The sequence below is a fragment of the Geomicrobium sp. JCM 19037 genome (genome assembly GCF_000698105.1).
In the GTDB taxonomy this organism is placed as follows: domain Bacteria; phylum Bacillota; class Bacilli; order Bacillales; family Marinococcaceae; genus Geomicrobium_A.
The window spans coordinates 28,195-46,025 of record NZ_BAWZ01000011.1; the positions used below are offsets into that span (position 1 = coordinate 28,195).

A 17,831-nucleotide genomic window follows, 5' to 3' on the forward strand; every position below is an offset into this window, starting at 1 on the left:
ATGGTGAAATGCGCATAGGAGGTTACATAATGAATAAGAAAGACATGGATTGGACGGTCTTTGGAATTAGTGGAGGATTATTGCTCGTATTTTTAATCGCTTCTATGATTGACGCTGGAGCTGTCGGGCAATTTGTGGATGCTTCGTTTGCCTGGTCTTCCAAGTATTTTGGAGCCTATTGGCAAGTGTTTATGGTGCTGACGTTTATCATAACGCTCATTATGAGTTTTACAGAACTTGGGACGGTTCGCTTAGGAAAGTTACCTCGACCGAATATTTCGCGGTTTAAGTGGCTGGCGATGCTCATGACGACGCTCCTTGCCGGTGGGGGTGTGTTTTGGGCAGCGGCTGAACCGATGTACCATTATCTAGACGTTCCCCCAGTGTTCCTCGGTGATGATGCAACTGCTTCGGCAGTACATGCGGGACTATCGCAAGGCTATTTACATTGGGGATTTCTAGCGTGGACGATGATCGGGACATTAGGTGTTGTTGTGCTCATGTATGCAAAGGACAAGGGACAACCCCTTAAACCTCGTACCCTATTGTACCCGCTTCTTGGTGAGCGGGTGATGAATAAAAGTGTAATTGGAGCGACAGCGGATATTGTCTCCATACTTGCGGCTTGTGCAGGAACGATTGGACCGATTGGATTTCTTGGTTTACAAGCTGGATATGGGTTAAATGCCATATTTGGTTTCCAGATACATTTGCTGTGCAAGTGAGCATGATTTTTGTGCTCGTTGGTATTGCGACGATTTCTGCGGCAACGGGAATTCATAAAGGGATTCAGTGGCTAAGCCGCTTTAATATTATATTTACGGTATTTCTAGCAGTACTCATCTTATTGCTCGGTCCGGCGATGTTCATTGTCGATCAATTCATTAGCGCATATGGATCGTACTTAATGAACTTTTTCCCGATGAGTTTTTATCGAGGCGATGAAGAGTGGTTATCGGGTTGGACGATCTTCTTTTGGGGATGGTTTATCGGTTATGGGCCGATTATGGCAATTTTTATAAGTCGAATTTCAGACGGAAGAACGGTCCGAGAACTGTTTTTGTCCGTTGCTTTTATTGCTCCTCTCGTGACGAATTTCTGGTTTACAGTTGTTGGGGGAACAGGATTATTTTATGAAATTAACACCCCTGGTTCGGTGAGTGACATTCTCTTTGAAGGCGGTCTGCCCGCATCGATTTTTGCGATTGTACAACAACTGCCTCTTGCGACATTGTTTGCGATTGCGTTTATCCTCGTAACGTGTGTATTTGTGGCCACAACAGCAGATACAATATCATATTCAATCGGTATGATTATTAGTGGTCAACAAACACCTCCGAGAACGGTTCGGATGTTTTGGTCAATTATTTTCGGTGCGGTTGCCGCTGTATTGTTGTATATCGGTGAAGGGACGATTGATGCATTGCAGTCATTTATCGTTGTGACAGCGGTGCCCGTCTTTTTGCTCATGCTCCCGACATTATGGTTGGCTCCTCGCGTGACAATGAGCATGTTGGCAGAAGCGAAAGCGGCTCGTAAAGATGAACGCCAACACGATGAGGAAAACTTCACAGATTTGTGAAACCCATGCTCCTCTGCAAACGTAAAACATGCTATCATATAGGAATAGAATAGATACGGAGGTGGGGAAATGGGGAAAAGAGTCTTTCTTTTTATACTGACGAACATCTTGGTTATGACGACCATATTTATCGTCTGGTCCATTATATCAAGAGTCTTTGATATTCATTTGTACTCGAGTGACGGCATGTTGCAATTGTTACCACTCGCTATATTTAGTTTGATGTTCGGTTTTGGTGGTGCTTTTATTTCCTTGGCAATGTCTCGTTGGATTGCGAAGAAGATGATGAAAGTGCGTGTGCTCGACCCGAATGGTAACTTGAATCAATATGAGCGTAGTGTAGTGGAGAAAGTCCACCGCATGTCACGTGCAGCCGGCCTTGCTCATATGCCGGAAGTGGGAATCTATCACTCTAAAGAAGTGAATGCTTTTGCAACAGGGCCATCGAAAAAGCGCTCTCTCGTTGCGGTTTCTACAGGTCTTTTAGAGTCTATGGATGATGATGCGGTTGAAGGCGTCATCGCTCACGAGATTGCTCACGTTTCAAACGGAGACATGGTCACGATGACGCTTCTCCAAGGAATTGTGAATGCGATTGTTATTTTTGCAGCGCGTGTCGTCGCGTTTGTTGCAGCTCAGTTCGTACGTCAAGAATTACAATGGATCGTTAACTTTGTCATGATCCTTGTGTTACAAATCTTGTTCTCAATCCTCGGAAGCCTTGTCGTGAACGCTTTCTCCCGCTATCGAGAGTATCATGCAGACAATGGCGGAGCTGATCTTGCAGGCAAGGACAAAATGATTCACGCATTGCAATCACTTCAACGTTATGCAGAACGAGCTACGGTCCAAGACCACCGCGATGATTCCGCTGTACAAACGATGAAGATTAACGGCAATGGCGGCATGATGCGTTTGTTCTCAACGCACCCTGCACTTAGCGACCGAATTGCAAGACTAGAGCAGAAATAGTTATTTATTTGAGCTAGACCGTAAAACACGGTTCTAGCTTTTTTAATGGTCTAAGGAAGAAAAAATTTAGATGAAACTTGGCACTGTTACTGCAGAGGATATCGTGTATAATAAAGACAAGATATTACCTGTCGACAGACGACAGGTATTTGTGGAGGGCACATTTATGAAAAGTTGGAAAATTGCAAGCATACCAGGTGATGGTGTAGGGAAAGAGGTTGTCCCAGCCGCAGAACGAGTGCTTCACGCCATGGCGGAAGTTCATGGCGGGTTTCAATTTGAATTCACGTCATTTCCGTGGAGTTGTGAGTATTATTTGGAGCATGGTGTGATGATGCCGGAGGATGGACTTGATACGTTGGCGTCTTTTGATAGCATCTTTTTAGGTGCTGTTGGAAACGAAAACCTTGTTCCGGATCATGTATCTTTGTGGGGTTTATTAATAAAGATTCGACGCGAGTTCGAACAAGTGATTAATATGCGCCCTGCGAAAGTGCTCCCTGGCGTCCGGTCTCCATTAGCGAACCCTAAGGAATTTGATTTTGTTGTCGTTCGTGAAAATAGTGAAGGAGAATACAGTTCGAGTGGAGGAAGAACAGGTCGGGGCGAAGATGAGATCGCCATTCAAAATGCGGTGTTCACGAGAAAAGGTACGGAGCGTGCCATGCGATTTGCTTTTGAACAAGCGAATAAGAGAGGTAGTCACGTAACGAGTGCAACGAAGTCAAACGGCATTATTCACAGTATGCCGTTTTGGGATGATGTGTTTAACGATGTGAAGATGGATTTCCCGAAGGTAACGACGGACTCGCAACACATTGACGCTCTAGCTGCTTTTCTCGTCACAAAGCCTGAAACACTAGATGTGATTGTTGCTTCAAACCTTTTTGGGGACATTCTTACCGACATCGGTGCTGGCATTATGGGAAGCATTGGTGTCGCTCCAGCCGCAAACTTAAATGTGAATGGAAAATATCCATCGATGTTTGAACCTGTTCACGGATCAGCCCGGACATTGTCGGACAAGGAATTGCCAACCCGATCGGACAAATCTGGACTGCGAAAATGATGTTGGACCACCTTGGAGAAGAAGCGTCTGCATCGAAGATTTTGAATGCTATTGAACATGTGACTCGTGAACAAATTGTCACCCCTGACCTAGGGGGTACGGCAACGACAGAAGAAGTTACCGAAGCAATTATAAAACAATTAAAGAGGTGACCTATGGCAGAGCTAACGGTTGGAGGCATACGCATTCACTTTACAGATGACGCTCAGATTGAAAAGCCGGTGTGTGTATTGTTGCATGGATTTCCGCAAAGCTCGTTAACGTGGCGGTATGTCACTCCGTATTTGGCTAATCATTACCGTGTGATTATGGTTGATTTAAGAGGGTACGGAAAGTCGGACAAACCGGTTCAGGAAGAACTGTACACAAATGAAATTATGGCCAATGATGTTGCGGAAGTTCTCGATCATTTGGACATTCATCAAGCACTAGTCGTAGGTCATGACCGCGGAGCGAGGGTCGCGAGAAGGCTCGCTTACGAAAAGCCAACACTCGTGAAGAAATTAGTGCTCATTGATATTTTGCCTGTAGAGTATGTGTATCAATTGTCTGCAGAAGAAGCAGCAAAGAAATATTGGCATTGGATATTTCAAGTCATTCCAGATTTACCAGAGACCTTAGTTGAAGGCAAGGAAGAAGCGTTTCTTACTTATTTATTGGACCGTGGAGACGGCTTGTATGAACGGTTAAAGGCGGATGGTTCATTTGATGAGTACTTGCGTGACTTTCAACAGCCAGGTGCGGTAAAAGCGGCACTAAATGACTATCGCGCGACGTACCGAACCGATCTAGCATTCTATAAAAAAGGCGTAGACAAACTTCCCCAAGATACATTGTTATTATGGGGGGAGAACGGAAACCTCGCTGGATTACCTGTCATCGACGTATGGAAGCAAACTGTTGCTCGTGTCGAAGGTGTAGAAATTAAAGATTGTGGACATTATGTACCTGAAGAAAAACCAAGAGAAGTTGCGGAGTACATTCTTCAATTCGATGAATCATGACATGATAAGCCGACCCAGATACAAGTCTGGATCGGTTTTTTTAATCTGATAGCTGTTCGGCCATGGAAATAAATTTCTTCAGCGCGGAATCGACGTGCATGTCTTTGCGGTGTACGAATATGATTTGAATGTGAGAATGTGGCTCAGGAATATCATAAAAGGAAACAGGTCGATCAAATCGATGAGAGTCGACGAGGGAAATCGGTGCAATGGAGAACCCTAGACCAGCATTCACGCAATTCAAGATGGATTCAATCGTATTAAATTCCATAATTCGTCGCGGGTAAATCTCTTCTTCTGTCATCCACGTTTCTAGACGTTCACGATAAAGATCATACGGTCTTGTGAGCAATGTTTTATGTTGAACATCGCCCGGTGTGATGGGACTGCTTGAGTAGAGCACCAACTCTTCCGTGAAGATCTCCGTCGTGACAAGCTCAGGATGTTCAACAGGTCCAACCATAAACGCCCCGTCAAGCTGATAATTAAAAATATCATCGAGGAGAACTTTCGTCGTACCGACGCGTAAAGACAGTTCGACATCGGGGTAGTTTTTACTATAGTCAACGAGTAAATTCGGCAGGCGGCTGGAAGCTGTCGTTTCATTCGTTCCGATCCGCAACGTCCCATGAGGCATTTCATCATCGATAAGCGCAAGCGTTGTTTCGTCAACAAGTGCGAGAATCTGCTCAGCATACTGAAGAAGTTGACGTCCTTTCGGGGTTAAGGTCATCCCTCGGGGTTGACGAAAAAACAGATCGGTTTGAAACTCTTTTTCTAGCTTTTTAATTCGCGCTGTGATGTTGGACTGTACATAGTTCAGTACTTCGGCAGTTTTCGTTGTATTCTGTTCTTTTGCTAACGTAACGAAGATGTGCAAGTCTTTCAGTTCCATTGTATACTCCTATCATTTATAATGATCGATTGCGCTCATTCTTAATTATTTTTAATGATTGATATTATCTCATATAATATAATTAAAGCCAATCAACTAAAGGAGAAATGCTCATGTGGTTAATCGATGAATTAGGCATGACAAATGAAAAGAACAAAAACTTTTATCGTTTTATTCAAGAAAACTTTAGAAGGTATGAAAATAAAGAGCCGATGAAGCCGCTCACGTACCAAGTCATTAGCGAGGATACAGAAACATTGCTAAACGGATGGGCTTCGCTAAAGGACGACATGAAAAAGATTGATTCAACGGAAGAGAAGCTGAACGTGCTAAAGACGTTTATTGAAGTGAACACGAATAGCTCCAGCATTGATGAATTGCTCGAACAATTGGAAGTAGACGAAAACATGATGGTGCACAATGAATCGGACCAAAGTACAGTGGACACCTTGAAAGAATTGCGTCTCACGATTGATTCCATGCACAAACTTCACTTCGTTTAAAAGCAGCGAGAATATCGCATGAAATGAGGCCATAACTATGAACATTTCAGACGTCGTACGCCTCCCAGAACTAACCAACCGAGTAGTAAGTGAACAAACAGCCGCCAGTTGGATTTCTGATGGCATGACATTAGGGTTAAGTGGGTTTACTCGTGCCGGTGACGCCAAAGTCGTACCAAAAGCTCTAGCGAAAAAAGCAAAGAACGACCCGATGAAAGTCAATGTTTTTACAGGGGCGTCTCTTGGGGCTGACTTAGATAAAACGATGGCAGAAGCCGATCTTGTAAACAAGCGTCTCCCGTTCCAGGTGGATACAACGATGCGAAAGAGAATTAATGAAGGAGACATTTACTTCATTGACCAACATCTTTCCCACACATCAGAAGCTCTTCGCCAACAAGCGTTGCCCCCGATTGATTTTGCGATCATTGAGGCGGTAGCCATTACCGAGGACGGAGAAATTATTCCAACGACATCTGTTGGAAACTCAGCGTCATTTGCTGAGCACGCAAACGAGATTATTGTGGAGATTAATACGGCTCAACCAACATCATTAGAAGGTATGCATGACGTTTATCAGTTGGATGAACAGGGCAATCGAGACCCAATTCCGTTAACTGCTCCTGACGACCGCATCGGAGCAAAAGGCATTCGTGTTCACCCTGATAAAATTCGGGGCATCGTTTTCACTCACCAACTTGACTCCCCTTCAACTGTTACACCTCCAGACGACGAAACCGAACAAATTGCCAGGCATCTTATTTCCTTTTTAGAAAAAGAGAACGATGAAGGCCGTCTACCTGAAACGCTAGCACCGCTACAGTCGGGCATCGGTTCTGTCGCAAATGCTGTGTTTAGTGGATTAAAAGACTCACGGTTTAGAGACTTGGAAGTGTACTCCGAAGTGTTACAGGATTCGGTATTTAAATTGCTCGATCAAGGGATAGTGAAATCCGCCTCTGGATGTTCAATTACTCTTTCTCAAGACAAAATGAATGATGTATTTCCTCGATTGGATTCTTATAAAGATCGACTCGTATTACGAGCACAGGAATTCTCAAATCACCCCGAAATTATTCGTCGCTTAGGACTTATTTCCATTAATACCGCAATTGAAGCTGATTTATACGGAAATGTAAATTCCACGCACGTCTTGGGCACGAAGATGATGAATGGGATTGGTGGTTCTGGAGACTTTGCAAGGAACGCTCGCCTAAGCATCTTTGTCACAAAATCCATCGCAAAAGGTGGCGACATTTCCAGCATTGTCCCATTCGTTTCCCATGTTGATCATACAGAACACGATGTTGACATCCTCATTACTGAGCACGGGCTTGCAGATTTACGAGGACTCGCGCCTAGAGAACGTGCACCTGTGATCATTCGAAACTGTGCTGACCCAATCTACAGAGACCAGTTGCTCGATTACTTTGAGCGAGCCATTGATGAGAGTGGTGGCCAAACGCCGCACCTTTTACAAGAAGCCTTTTCTTGGTATCAACATTTCAAAGAGCATGGAACGATGCGCAATCAAGAATTCTCATATAACTAGCGCACCACAACAGAAAGAGACCGAGTGGTGAAAGCAAATAACCGCCCCCGAGACAAACGCTCAGGGGCGGTTATTTAATGAAATATACTACAGACAATGCCATAACAGGGCGTATTAGGGTAGATGTTTTCCTGCTTATATAAAGAGCAGGGGGGAATAACAGCTAGCTATGCCTACTTCATCTCGATTTTTATCATCAAGATCGAGCGAACCATTTGCACCCACTCTCCACCGATGTCGAGATAGTGTTTATTCACAAACACCTCTATTGTTGCATGATTTTGGATATTTATAGGAGATTGATGATCTAGATCACCCCAGAAACGGTCTAGATCACGGTAAAAGGGCTGGTTTTTCTAAATGCTGGGTGATCTATATAGAGTGACTTAAGGTTTTCTTGATTTGCGCTGTTGGGGTTGGAAGGGTAAGCGCGGTGCTAGGTGAGTCATTTTGCGCGCGAGTTTCCCCCATCTGCGCGCGAGTTTGCGCTATTCACTGATTTTAGCGCTGATTTCGCTAAACTTGCGCGCAGTTTGTTCCAACTTGCGCGTAAATTCCAGGATGAAGTGCCAACGACACGTCGGCGCCAGCGGGGCCGAAGCCAAATCGGACTCGGTTCGGCGCGGCTCGCGCCGACGTCTTGTGGGTACTTGAGCACAGTTTGCACTTACCAATCTTACCATTGCTTCTTGAAGAAGTTCTTTCGTTCAACTTATATAGATCATTTTCATGATGATCTAGATTATATTTCATAGTTTTCAGCACCGGTGGTGCTGATGGTCGCTTGTTTTTGGGAATGATTAGGAGATCGGAGATCTAGATCACCCCCGAAATGGTCTAGATCTCTGTAGCACACCGTAGCTCATCTGATACTTGCTCAAAAATGAACGTTCGTCTCTATAACGAACATCCAACCTTGTTTTTTCACATCAACCTTAAGAGATAACAACCATCGGCACCTTCGGTGCCGAAGATAAACCGAATGAACGTCGGCTTGACTCTTGCCAACGTCTCGCTGTCCTTTCTGACAGAAAGAGGGTGGAATTTCATATGTCTAGCTTATGGAACGGTTTTCTTACGGTGTAAGCGTGATATATGCGGTGATTAGCACAAGGCCAAACGGATTGCGTGCGCATATGCGAGGCAAAGGGGCCCTTACTAGACAACACTTCCTTAGTGGTTTTTAATCGACTGCTCACCGTGAAGGAACGTTTGTAATTGTTCTTCACGATCTCTTTGACGCAAGAAGTAGTCGGTTGAAATATATTTGAGAAGCTCCTGACGCTTGTTTTTGTTAATATGCGTTTTTATTTGTGTTCTTGCTTCTTCTAAAAACGCGAGGTCTTGCTCTATACTATCTGGAAGCAGCTGTTCAATTTGTTGGCGCAACTGCTGTGAATAATAAGGCTGGCACCATCTGTTGACGTTGTTACGATCAGGTTGCTCGGTGGATAACGGCAGGAAAATGAAAATCGCTTTTCTTTACGTCATCAGCTCGGTATATGAGTTGACCAGGTGCGCGATTTTTCGATATGGCATCATGCAACTCATAATTGTCGGTGCAAAGGACAATGAGATTAGCGGTTAAGCATTCATGTTTCGTCAAGTATCGGGGTTCCCAACAAACGAAACCATGAAAACATTCAGGTAAAGAAGGGGAGATGACGGTGATCTGAATGCCGCTGTCGAGCAGATGGCGAATTCTTCGCGACCCGACATTCCCTGCGCCAACGACGACGGCATTCATTGAAGTGGGGTGCAAGACGATGGGTAACTTGCTCATTGGAGTATTTGCCTTCCAATGCTTGTTTCGCCCTTGCAACAATAACTGGAGCGAGCGCGGCGTCTTTGCCTAAAAAGTCACAGCGAACATACGATGTTGGACCTGTTCTCGTCTGCAAAAAATCGTCTAGTTCGTTCATGAGCACCCCGGTAAACAATAAGTACGGAAGAACGTACGTTTTCTCTGACCGTAGTTTCTCCATTTTCTCTATTCCTTGTTCCAAAGTAGGAGTGGTTGCGGCTAAAAAGCAAATCTCAATGTTTTCACACGCGGTTCGCTCATAAATCAAGCGGGCGATTTTCGCCACATCACTCGGCTGGTAGCCGTCACTTGAGCCCCGCCCGACGACTAATACGTCATGAATTCGTTCGGTGTCTTTTGTCATTTTAGGTAACCCTGCATCTATGAGACGTTTAACCGCTAGGTCTACCGCTTCTTCGCATACGCCAATCGTTTCACCGTACGTAAATGTGATGTGAGGAAAGCGACGTTTGACTGCTTTCACTTCTTCTGGAATATCGGTGCGGGCATGACCAGCTGTTAAAAGTAATACGGGAACGATTGCAATGTTTCGGGCGCCATTTTCAATACACGATTCAATGGCGCTAGTAATCGTAGGTGCTGACAACTCAATAAAACCGTACGTTTGGAACAAGTTGTCGCCCGGCATTTGCCGCATCACTTCTTCAATGAAGCGTTCAAATTGTTGAACGCCGGTTTTCACTCGACTGCCATGCCCGATGTAAAGAATCGCTTGCATCGTCTTCCTCCTTTATATAAAACCACACACTTGCTTTTCGTTTTGTTTCTTCATCAAAACAAACCGCATCCACATTTGCGATCCAATCGGTCAGGCCCCCTTTTTCCAAACCATCGATAAAAAATGCCACCGATTGTTCGGTTGGAAAATAAACAACAGTTCGTTCTTCGTCTTTGAATCGATTGTGTAAACACGAATGGCTCGCTGGATGATACGTGTGACGCGAGCTAGCTGTATGTTTCGTCAACGGTTCACTCGCCAATCGTACTGCACTCGAGCCGCCTCCAGCCATCTTTGAAGATAACCCGTACTGTTCAAGTTGAACGCGCGCTCGTTCAGTTGTAGCAATAAGTCGTGAATAGACGGAGCGAATATCAACGGATTGCTCTTTTAACCAATGGAACCAATGGGTGACGGCTGTCGCATCATCAAACTGCACAGATGGAATGTGCGACCAATCAACGTCTGGTGAGGGTAAAGGATGCGTACTTGTTTTCGGATAAACGAGTACTTCTGCACCTTCATGTTCTAACACATCTTCTAAATGGGTGCTAACATCTTCGTCATAGGCAACCACGACAGATGACCCGAAGCGAGGCTTCTTTTCCCACCAACTCGTGTCGTTATGCAGGTGATTCACATTTCCGACGAGCGTTATGGCAGGGTTAATAACGGCCATTTCCTTCGCGCGTTTAGCGAGCGTTCCTAAGCTTGCACGAACAGAGCGTTGTTTTGAGGTCGTGCCCCATTCAATGATGAGTGCTGGTTCATTAGGGTCTCTGCCGTGGCGGAGCAATTGTTCAGTAATCTGCTCAAGGTTATTGATCCCCATGTAAAAAGCGAGCGTTTCAATACCCGCGAGTGCCTTCCAATCCAACTCATCGGCGGAGTCTTTCTTACGATGTCCCGCCGCAACAGCAAAACTAGCGCCGTAGTCGCGGTGTGTAACCGGAACTCCTGCATAAAGTGGAGCGGCGATTCCGGAAGTCACGCCTGGAACGATATCAAAAGGGATGTTTTGCTCATCTAGGGCTGCGGTCTCTTCGCCGACTCTTCCGAAAATTCCAGGGTCTCCGCCTTTTAAACGGACGACGGTCCGGTGTAGAAGGGCGTGACGAACGAGCTCTTCTTGAATCAGTTCTTGCCTCAATGTATGATGTTTTGGGAATTTCCCGACATAAATATACTCGGCTTCGGGAGGGGCATGTAGTAACAGTTTCGGATTGACAAGTCGATCATATAGCACCACGTCCGCTCGCCTCAAACAGCGGACTCCTTTGTCTGTCAGTAAACCATGGTCACCAGGGCCAGCACCTACGAAATATACATGTCCGCTATTCATTAGTTTCCCTCGGTATCCGACCGCGTTCTATTAGGAAATCGACAATTTCCTTTGCGCTTTCAGCAATGCTTTTGTCAGCAGTTTCAATGGTGACTTCAGGGTCAACGGGTGCTTCATATGGTGAGCTAATCCCTGTGAAATGCGGGATGCTGCCTGCTCTCGCGCGTGCATATAATCCTTTGACATCCCGCTTCTCACACGTTTCTAACGGGCAGTTCACATACACTTCAATAAATTCATCTTCTGAAAATAACTCCCGTACGAGGTCTCGGTCTGCTGTAAATGGAGAGATGAATGCGGTAGAAACGATCACCCCAGCATCAACAAATAGTTTCGACACCTCTCCAATTCTGCGAATGTTTTCCACACGATCGGTATCTGAAAAACCTAAGTCTTGATTTAAACCATGTCGTACGTTATCGCCATCTAACACATAGCTCGTTAGTCCACGTTCATGTAAAGCGACATCAACAGCGTTTGCGAGGGTGGATTTTCCTGATCCAGACAAGCCAGTAAACCAGAGCACGCAACTATGAAATCCTAGTTTTTTTTGGCGATCTTTTTTTGTGATCGTCGTGTTGTGCCAAGTAAGATTAGGTTGTGTCATGAGCCACCTCTTTTTTCTTTTCTCCACGGATCAGCACTTCAATGACTTCTTGACGACTAAATTCCTTTGGAGGAAGGATTTCATTTTTCAACATCTCACGCACTTTCGTTCCCGACAGAATGACGTGTTCTTTCTGATCATGAGGCATGTTTTGTGCGATGCCATACTGTCGCATGCGCGGCAATAAAAGCTATGCTCAAAAAATAATGGCATGATGCCTAGTTCATCTGGTGAAAATTCTTTAAAAATCTCTTGCGCTTCATACGTACCGTAATAGTCACCAACCCAGCGTGATCGCGGCCGACAATAAAATGTGTACAGCCGTAATTCCGACGAACGAGTGCATGGAAAATGGCTTCCCTCGGCCCGGCATAACGCATGGCAGCAGGAAACACAGACAAGTGCACGCGATCTTTTGGATAATAACGTTGGAGAAGCACTTCGTAACTTTCCATCCTTACTTCAGCGGGGATGTCTCCGGCTTTTGTTTCTCCAACAAGTGGGTTCAAAAACAAGCCATCGATTGTTTCTAACGCGGCTTTTTGAATGTATTCGTGGGCGCGGTGGACAGGGTTTCTCGTCTGAAAGCCGACGACCGTGTTCCAGCCATTGTCTTTAAACACTTTTCGGGTTTGTGCAGGGGTGAGATAGTAGGAAGCGAATTCTGGTCGGTCAATTTTTTTCGTCAACACAACATCACCGCCTACATAAATCGGTGCTCGAGAGAACAACTTGGCAACACCGGGGTGCTGTTCATCTGAGGTTCGATACACGAGTTCGGCTTCACGAATCTTGTTCGGCTCATAGATCGAAGAAATCGTGATTGTCCCATACGTTTCACCTTCAAAATCGAGACGAACTTCATCACCGATATCAAAAGAGGATGCGTCAAGAACGGGCAAGGTGATCGGTAAGCTCCATGCGTCACCAGATGATAAGTGCATATGTTCAACAACGTGTTCATAATCTTTCTCATCTAAAAACCAGTGAGTGGGCTGTACCCTCCAATTCCGATCAGTTCCAAATCAGAAAGAGCAAAACCATCCAGCTCAATGGATACTCTAATATGGTTCGTTTCTTTTTCAGGTTGATAGCGGTTTACGAGTGTCAACGTTCGTTTCTCCTTCGGCGTGTAAGCACATTCTGTTTTCGTCGTTCCAGCCCATCGGCCTGCTCTTTCATCCTCCCCTGGTAGTACTGGCGGGTGCAATGTGTGCAGCCGATACTCGGATAATGTTGGTCATGTAGGCGATTGTACGGCAGTTGGTGCAGCTCGATATACATCCATATTTCTTCTTCAGTCCAATGAATCAACGGACAAATCTTGATTTTCTGAAATTTATGATCAGCGTTTACGAACTCCGTCTTCGCTCTTGTTGGAGATTGCTCTCGCCGTAACCCTGAAAGCCAAGCATGATAAGGTGTAAGCTCTCGTTCTAACACATCAAGCTTACGAATCTGACAACAAAGATCAGGGTTCGTTTCCCACAAGCGCTCCCCGTGAGTTCTCGCTTGCTCATCGGGAGTGAGCATCGGTTTAGCGAGTGTGATTTGAAATTGTGGGTAACGCTCTTTCACTTCTTCGATGAGCGCATACGTTTCATCGAAATGAAAGTCGGTATCTAAAAAAAGGATGTGAGCATTTTTCTGAACTTTAGAAAGGAGGTCGAGTAGTACCATCGCCTCTGCTCCGAAGCTACAAGCGTACACAAGGTGGTGACCGTACGTTGTGTTTGCCCACTTTAATACATCCAACGCGTCCTTTTGATGAAGCTGTTTATTCAACACTTCGTAATCTTCACGTGTAGACGTTTCATACGTTGGCGTCATTTCTCTGTCTCCTTTCGAAGATTATTCATACTAAATTGATATGTTTTAAAGTGATTCTACATTCTGATTCTTTCTTTGTCAAAATAAATTAAAAAAAGGGATTTTAACAAAGTATATGATACATATGCCGGTTTTGATCAATTATTCCTATTTGACAACTAGGAATAATTACCATAAGATGAGATATAAATTTTAGCATTGACTGAACATTCCATCTTCCGAATGCGTAAAAGAGTGGAATGAGGCAAGGGGGGGGAATATGTTGCATCTGAAAAGTACAAATAGTCCTTTTACAGACGAGCAAGTTGAATGGTTGAACCAACTTCTGCCGGGACTAACTGTGGAACAAAAACTGTGGTTGAGTGGATATTTGAGCGGGACCGGTGGGAATTCTGAAGTCGCTAGAGCGGGTGTGACTGATGAGCCGCACGCTTTAGCCCCTGAACGACAAGACACGCCTGTCCAAACGGCTACCGTTTTGTACGGTTCGCAAACAGGGAACTCGCAAAGTGTCGCAGAAACACTAGCAAGAGCGTTAACGAATAACGGAATGGAGATTACAATCCAGTCGATGTCTGACTATAAGCCGAAAGAGCTCAAATCGGTTGAGCGGCTCTTTGTCGTCATTAGCACACACGGCGAAGGAGAGCCACCTGATAATGCCATTTCCTTTTATGAATATGTGTTTGGTCGCAAAATGCCGAAATTAACAGATGTGAAATTCTCCGTATTATCTCTCGGAGATGAATCGTATGAATTTTATTGTCAAACAGGTAAGGAACTGGACCGAAAATTTGAAGAGCTAGGTGCAGAAAGGGTCGTAGCGAGGGTTGATTGTGATGTTGATTTTGAAGAAGATGCCAATGATTGGGTTGAGCAAGTAGCTATTAAAATGCTCGAGGAAAGCCCAGCAGTCCCAACATCTGCTGTCGAGCCGATTGCCGTAACGGAGCAATCATCCACCTATTCAAGAAGTAAACCTTTCCAGGCGGAAGTATTGGAAAATATTAATCTTAACGGGCGTGGCTCGAACAAAGAAACGCGTCACCTTGAACTCTCCATAGACGGTTCTGGGTTTACCTTTTCTCCAGGGGATAGCATTGGCATATTTCCAGAAAATGATGAAACGCTCGTCGATCACTTTATGACGATAATGGCGTGGGAAGCGAACCAAGAAGTGGAAATTAACAAAAAAGGGGATACGCTGCCTTTACGTGAGGCGTTAATTAGGCACTTTGAAATTACGGTTTTAACGAAACCTTTATTACAGAAAACGGTGGCCTGGACGGAAAGTGACGCACTACCTCAATTGTTAGAAGCCGAACAAAACGATGTGTTACAGGCGTATTTAGAAGGCAGAGACCTTGTTGACTTTGTTCAAGATTACGGGCCTTTTACAGTTTCGGCTCCTGAGTTTGTCGGTGCGCTCCGAAAGATTCCTCCGCGTCTGTATTCGATTGCGAATAGTCAGTTGGCGAATGAAGATGAAGTCCATCTTACGGTATCAGCTGTTCGCTATGATGCCCATGATCGTAGCCGTGCTGGTGTATGTTCGGTGCAATGTGCCGAACGAACAGGAGCAGGTGGGAGCTTACCGATTTTCGTTCAGAAAAATGATAACTTTCGGTTACCAGAAGACCCTGAAACCCCGATCATCATGGTCGGCCCAGGCACAGGGGTTGCCCCGTACCGCAGTTTTTTAGAAGAAAGAGAAGAGCGAGATGCAAAAGGGAAGTCTTGGTTGTTTTTTGGGGATCAACATTTTGTTGATGACTTTTTGTATCAGTTAGATTGGCAACGGTGGCTCGGTGACGGCGTGCTCACGAAAATGGATGTCGCTTTTTCAAGAGATACGAGTGAAAAGATTTATGTTCAGCACCGAATGAGAGAAAAAGCAAAAGAAATGTACGCATGGATTGAAGAAGGTGCGGTTATTTACGTTTGTGGAGACGAAAAACAAATGGCTCAAGATGTGCATACTGCGCTCATCGATATTATTTCTGAACAAGGTCGATTTGAACGAGCTGAAGCAGAAAGTTATGTGAAGCAAATGCAACAAGAGAAAAGGTACCAAAGAGATGTCTATTAACGAGGTGAAATGAAATGGCAAATGAAGATCGCCCTCATATTCAAACCGGTCCTCCAAGTGATGTTGAGGACATTAAAGAAAAGAGTGATTACTTACGAGGCACGTTAGTCAACACGTTGCAAAACCCGCTCACCGCAGGAATTCCAGAAGAGGATAACCGCTTAATGAAATTCCACGGCAGCTATTTGCAAGATGACCGAGATTTACGTAATGAGCGGAGACGACAAAAGCTTGAGCCTGCTCATCAATTTATGGTTAGAGTGCGAGCGCCAGGCGGGGTCGCCACCCCTGAACAATGGCTTGCAATCGACAACTTGGCGACAACGTATGGCAATGGCACACTCAAGCTAACAACTCGGCAAGCTTTTCAAATCCATGGGATTTTGAAATGGAACATGAAAACGAGCATACGGGCAATCAATGATTCATTGATGGATACACTCGCAGCTTGCGGGGATGTGAACCGCAACGTCATGTGCAACCCCAATCCAGATGAATCGGCAGTGCATCAACAAGTTTATGAATGTGCGAACAAATTGAGCGATTATTTGTCGCGCGGACGAGGGCGTATCACGAAATATGGCTCGATGAAGAAAAGATTGAAAGCAACAAGGAAGTAGAACAAGAACCGATGTATGGGAAGTTGTATTTGCCGCGAAAATTTAAGATGGGCATTGCCATTCCTCCGTCCAACGACGTGGATGTATTCTCTCAAGACATAGGGTTAATCGCAATCATTGAAAATGAAAAGTTGCGAGGGTTTAATGTGATCGTCGGTGGTGGCATGGGCATGACTCACGGTGATTCACACACGTATCCACAGCTTTCGAGGGTCATTGGTTTTTGTACGCCAGAGCAAGTGACGGATGTCTCTGAGAAGTTGATTACGATTCAACGTGATTTCGGAAATCGTCATGAACGAAAGTATGCGAGATTCAAATATACGATTGATGCGAGAGGCATCGACTGGTTGATTGACGAGTTGCACGAACGATTAGGGTACAGTTTAGAAGAAGCAAGGCCCTATTCATTTACGGATAATGGCGACCGTTACGGTTGGGTGAAAGGTGTGAACAATCGTTGGCATTACACATTGTTCGTGCAAAACGGCCGTATTAAGGACGAAGAGCAGTACGAACTAATGAGTGCAATTCGCGAAATAGCCGCATTCACACAGGGAATTCAGACTTTCTCCCAATCAAAACCTCGTCATTAGCAACGTGACCGCTGCGAAGAAAAAAGCGATTCGTGAGATTTTAGACCGGTATCATATTGTTGATTCAAAGCAAATTTCCGCGTTACGCAAAAGTTCAATGGCGTGCGTGTCATTTCCAACTTGCGGCTTGGCTATGGCTGAATCCGAGCGTTACTTGCCGAGTTTGATCGATAAACTAGAAGAAACCGTCAATGAAGTGGGCTTGCGTGATAAAGAAATCGTCATTCGCATGTCTGGATGTCCTAACGGTTGCTCACGAGCGGCAATGGCCGAAATTGGTTTTATCGGTAAAGCCCCTGGTAAATATAACTTGTATCTCGGTGGAGGGTTTAAAGGCGAACGTCTAAGCAAAATGTACAAAGAAAACATTGGCGAAGAAGAAATTCTGGACACGCTCCGCCCGTTGCTCAGTGATTATGGCAAAAACCGATCGGCAGGCGAGCACTTTGGTGATTACGTCATCCGAGCAGGGTATATAAAAGCAACGAGTGATGGAACGAATTTTCATGATTGAAGAGGGACTCCTTTTGGGGAGTTTCTTTTTTTGATGGGTTGTTATGTTAAAGTGTTAGCTTACAATTGCTATTAGGAAACTTGGAACTAAATTGAATGCGGTTATGATTGAAT

General features: G+C 44.9%; 11 protein-coding genes and 5 pseudogenes. 8 read left to right on the forward strand and 8 right to left on the reverse strand.

Going from position 1 to position 17,831, the window contains the following annotated elements:
• The first annotated feature begins 29 nt into the window (after window positions 1-29).
• The 4 genes and pseudogenes from JCM19037_RS08150 to JCM19037_RS08165 all read left to right on the forward strand — a co-directional run bounded on the left by JCM19037_RS08150 (window position 30) and on the right by JCM19037_RS08165 (window position 4,627).
• A pseudogene (locus JCM19037_RS08150) lies at window positions 30-1,582 on the forward strand (BCCT family transporter).
• Window positions 1,583-1,651: 69 nt separating this feature from the next.
• Window positions 1,652-2,554: a protease HtpX gene (gene htpX, locus JCM19037_RS08155; protein ID WP_042399798.1), complete on the forward strand. Its 903-nt coding sequence runs from the start codon at window positions 1,652-1,654 to the stop codon at window positions 2,552-2,554.
• Window positions 2,555-2,720: 166 nt separating this feature from the next.
• Window positions 2,721-3,775, forward strand: a pseudogene (locus tag JCM19037_RS08160) (tartrate dehydrogenase).
• A 3-nt stretch (window positions 3,776-3,778) separates the two neighbouring features.
• On the forward strand, window positions 3,779-4,627 hold the full coding sequence (locus JCM19037_RS08165; protein WP_042399801.1) for an alpha/beta fold hydrolase: 849 nt from the start codon (window positions 3,779-3,781) through the stop codon (window positions 4,625-4,627).
• A gap of 40 nt (window positions 4,628-4,667) precedes the next feature.
• Here the strand turns inward: JCM19037_RS08165 and JCM19037_RS08170 are convergent, their stop codons facing one another.
• A complete protein-coding gene (locus JCM19037_RS08170; protein ID WP_042399804.1) occupies window positions 4,668-5,522 on the reverse strand; it encodes a LysR family transcriptional regulator in 855 nt (284 codons plus the stop codon).
• A 113-nt stretch (window positions 5,523-5,635) separates the two neighbouring features.
• On the opposite strand from JCM19037_RS08170, the gene JCM19037_RS08175 reads away from it, so the two are divergent.
• Window positions 5,636-6,025 carry a hypothetical protein gene (locus JCM19037_RS08175; RefSeq protein WP_042399806.1) on the forward strand — a complete coding sequence of 130 codons (390 nt, stop codon included), beginning with the start codon at window positions 5,636-5,638 and terminating at the stop codon, window positions 6,023-6,025.
• A 37-nt stretch (window positions 6,026-6,062) separates the two neighbouring features.
• Window positions 6,063-7,577, forward strand: coding sequence for a succinate CoA transferase (locus JCM19037_RS08180; RefSeq protein WP_042399810.1), 1,515 nt, complete (start codon window positions 6,063-6,065; stop codon window positions 7,575-7,577).
• Between the two features lie 1,173 nt (window positions 7,578-8,750).
• Here the strand turns inward: JCM19037_RS08180 and JCM19037_RS08185 are convergent.
• The 7 genes and pseudogenes from JCM19037_RS08185 to JCM19037_RS08210 form a co-directional block, all read right to left on the reverse strand.
• Window positions 8,751-8,966, reverse strand: coding sequence for a hypothetical protein (locus JCM19037_RS08185; protein ID WP_042399813.1), 216 nt, complete (start codon window positions 8,964-8,966; stop codon window positions 8,751-8,753).
• A 46-nt stretch (window positions 8,967-9,012) separates the two neighbouring features.
• Complete coding sequence (locus JCM19037_RS29970) at window positions 9,013-9,324, reverse strand: NAD(P)-dependent oxidoreductase (RefSeq protein ID WP_193744703.1); 312 nt, start codon at window positions 9,322-9,324, stop codon at window positions 9,013-9,015.
• Window positions 9,221-10,120: a sirohydrochlorin chelatase gene (locus tag JCM19037_RS08190; RefSeq protein WP_238544615.1), complete on the reverse strand. Its 900-nt coding sequence runs from the start codon at window positions 10,118-10,120 to the stop codon at window positions 9,221-9,223. Before JCM19037_RS08190 ends, JCM19037_RS29970 begins: the two co-directional genes overlap by 104 nt.
• Window positions 10,059-11,462 (reverse strand): uroporphyrinogen-III C-methyltransferase, encoded by a 1,404-nt coding sequence (gene cobA / locus JCM19037_RS08195; protein ID WP_042399815.1) that lies wholly within the window; start codon window positions 11,460-11,462, stop codon window positions 10,059-10,061. The genes JCM19037_RS08190 and cobA overlap by 62 nt, the downstream gene beginning before the upstream one ends.
• Window positions 11,455-12,069 carry an adenylyl-sulfate kinase gene (cysC, locus tag JCM19037_RS08200; protein ID WP_042399817.1) on the reverse strand — a complete coding sequence of 205 codons (615 nt, stop codon included), beginning with the start codon at window positions 12,067-12,069 and terminating at the stop codon, window positions 11,455-11,457. Before cysC ends, cobA begins: the two co-directional genes overlap by 8 nt.
• A pseudogene (gene sat / locus JCM19037_RS28365) lies at window positions 12,056-13,180 on the reverse strand (sulfate adenylyltransferase). Before sat ends, cysC begins: the two are co-directional and overlap by 14 nt.
• Window positions 13,181-13,207: 27 nt before the next feature.
• Window positions 13,208-13,899 (reverse strand): annotated as a pseudogene (locus JCM19037_RS08210) (phosphoadenylyl-sulfate reductase); the annotation flags it as partial.
• Between the two features lie 262 nt (window positions 13,900-14,161).
• On the opposite strand from JCM19037_RS08210, the gene JCM19037_RS08215 reads away from it, so the two are divergent.
• Entirely contained in the window at window positions 14,162-15,988 is a 1,827-nt protein-coding gene (locus JCM19037_RS08215) for an assimilatory sulfite reductase (NADPH) flavoprotein subunit (RefSeq protein ID WP_042399967.1), read from the forward strand.
• A 14-nt stretch (window positions 15,989-16,002) separates the two neighbouring features.
• Window positions 16,003-17,718, forward strand: a pseudogene (cysI, locus tag JCM19037_RS08220) (assimilatory sulfite reductase (NADPH) hemoprotein subunit).
• Window positions 17,719-17,831: the final 113 nt, after the last annotated feature.